The organism is Streptomyces amakusaensis (assembly GCF_039532665.1).
GTDB classification, from domain to species: Bacteria; Actinomycetota; Actinomycetes; order Streptomycetales; family Streptomycetaceae; genus Streptomyces; species Streptomyces amakusaensis.
On record NZ_BAAASB010000065.1, the window covers coordinates 1 to 2020 of the forward strand.

Annotated in this window: 1 protein-coding gene; it reads left to right on the forward strand. The window is 71.9% G+C overall.

Annotated elements, in window-relative coordinates:
• Positions 1-2020 (forward strand): condensation domain-containing protein (locus tag ABD371_RS35625; RefSeq protein WP_344486897.1); only part of this gene is annotated, 2020 nt, incomplete at both ends.

The window sequence follows — 2020 nt, forward strand, 5'->3', positions numbered from 1 at the left end:
CCCTCACCGCCGAACGCTTCACCGCCAACCCCCACGGCACCCCCGGCACCCGCATGTACCGCACCGGCGACCTCGCACGACGACGCACCGACGGACACATCGAATTCCTCGGACGAGCCGACGACCAAATCAAAATCCGCGGCTTCCGCATCGAACTCGGCGAAATCGAAACCGCCCTCACCCACCACCCCCACGTCACCACCGCCACCGTCATCCTCCGGGACGACCGGCTCATCGCCTACACGACCGGAACCGCCGAACCGGCCGCGCTCCGCGCGGCGCTCATCGGCGAGCTGCCGGAGTACATGGTCCCGGCCGTGATCATGAACCTGGACGAGCTGCCGACCAATGTGAACGGCAAGCTCGACCGCGCCGCCCTCCCCGCGCCCGAGGCCGCGTCCATCACGCTGTCCCGTGCGCCGCAGGGCCCTCAGGAGACCCTGCTCGCCGGGATCTTCGCGGAGGTCCTGGAGCTGGACGGAGTGGGCGCGGAGGACGACTTCTTCCGGCTCGGCGGACACTCGCTGCTGGCGACCAGGGTGGTGGCCCGGGTGCGGGCCGCCGGGATCGCCTGTTCCGTACGGGATGTGTTCGAGGCGCGTACGGTCGCCGCCCTCGCGGCCCGCCTCGGTGGCGGATCCGCCGTCGAGCGGCCCGCGCTGACCGGCGCGGCCACCAGGCCGGAGCGGCTGCCGCTCTCCTACGCCCAGCGCAGGCTGTGGTTCCTGGACCAGATGGAGGGCCGGGGCAGCACCTACAACGTGCCGTTCGCGGTACGGCTGCGCGGCGCGCTCGACATCCCCGCGCTGGAGGCCGCCGTACACGATGTGATCACCCGCCACGAAGCCCTGCGTACCCTCTTCGCCGAGCACGAGGGCGAGCCCTACCAGCGCGTTCTGCGCCCGGAGGACGCACAGGTCCCCTTCACCGTGGCCGAGGTGGCCGAGGACGAGCCGGCGGCGCGGGTCGACGCGGCGTCGGAGGAGGTCTTCGATCTGACGGTGGACGTACCGGTGCGGGTGACGCTGCTGCGCACCGCCGAGGACGACCACACCCTCGTCCTGCTGATCCACCACATCGCCACCGACGAATGGTCCACCGGGCCCCTGCTCGGCGACCTGGACACCGCCTACCGGGCCCGGCTCGCGGGCGGGGCACCGGAGTTCACCCCGCTGCCCGTCCAGTACGCCGACTACGCCCTCTGGCAGCACGAACTCCTCACCGACACCCCCCTCGCCACCGCACAGACCGAACACTGGCGCACCACCCTCGCCGGGCTCCCCGACGAGCTGCCCCTGCCCACCGACCGGCCACGACCCGCGACCCCCAGCCACGCGGGCGACACGATCGAGGCGGAGCTGTCACCGGAGCTGGTGGCGGCGCTGGACGGGCTGGTCCGGGAGAGCGGCGCGACGATGTTCATGGTGGTGCACGCGGCGGTCGCCGCGCTGCTGCACCGGCTCGGCGCGGGCGACGACATCCCCCTCGGCAGCCCCGTCGCGGGCCGGGGCGAAACCGCCCTCGACGACCTGGTCGGCTTCTTCGTCAATACAGTGGTGCTGCGCGCCGACCTCTCCGGCGACCCGACCTTCGCCGAACTCCTCGACCGGGTCCGCACCACCGACCTGGCGGCGCTCGACCACACCGATCTCCCGTTCGACAGCGTCGTGGAGACTGTCAACCCCGAGCGCTCCCTGAACCGCCACCCGCTCTTCCAGACAATGGTGGCGTACGAGGGCGGCGGGCCGGACCTCACCCGGCTCTTCGGCACGGAGGCGGAGGAGCTGCGGATCCTGGCCGGGGCCGCCAAGTTCGACCTGGACATCCTCTTCCGGCGGACACACCCGGAGGGTGCGGGGAGCGAAGGGATGGTCTGCGGGATCCGTTACGCGACGGATCTCTTCGACCGGGTGACGGTCGGGACGCTCGCCGACCGGCTGCTGAGGCTGCTGGAACAGGCCGTCGCCGACCCGACCCGTCCGATCGCCGCGCTCGAACTCCTCGACGAAGCCGAACAGGC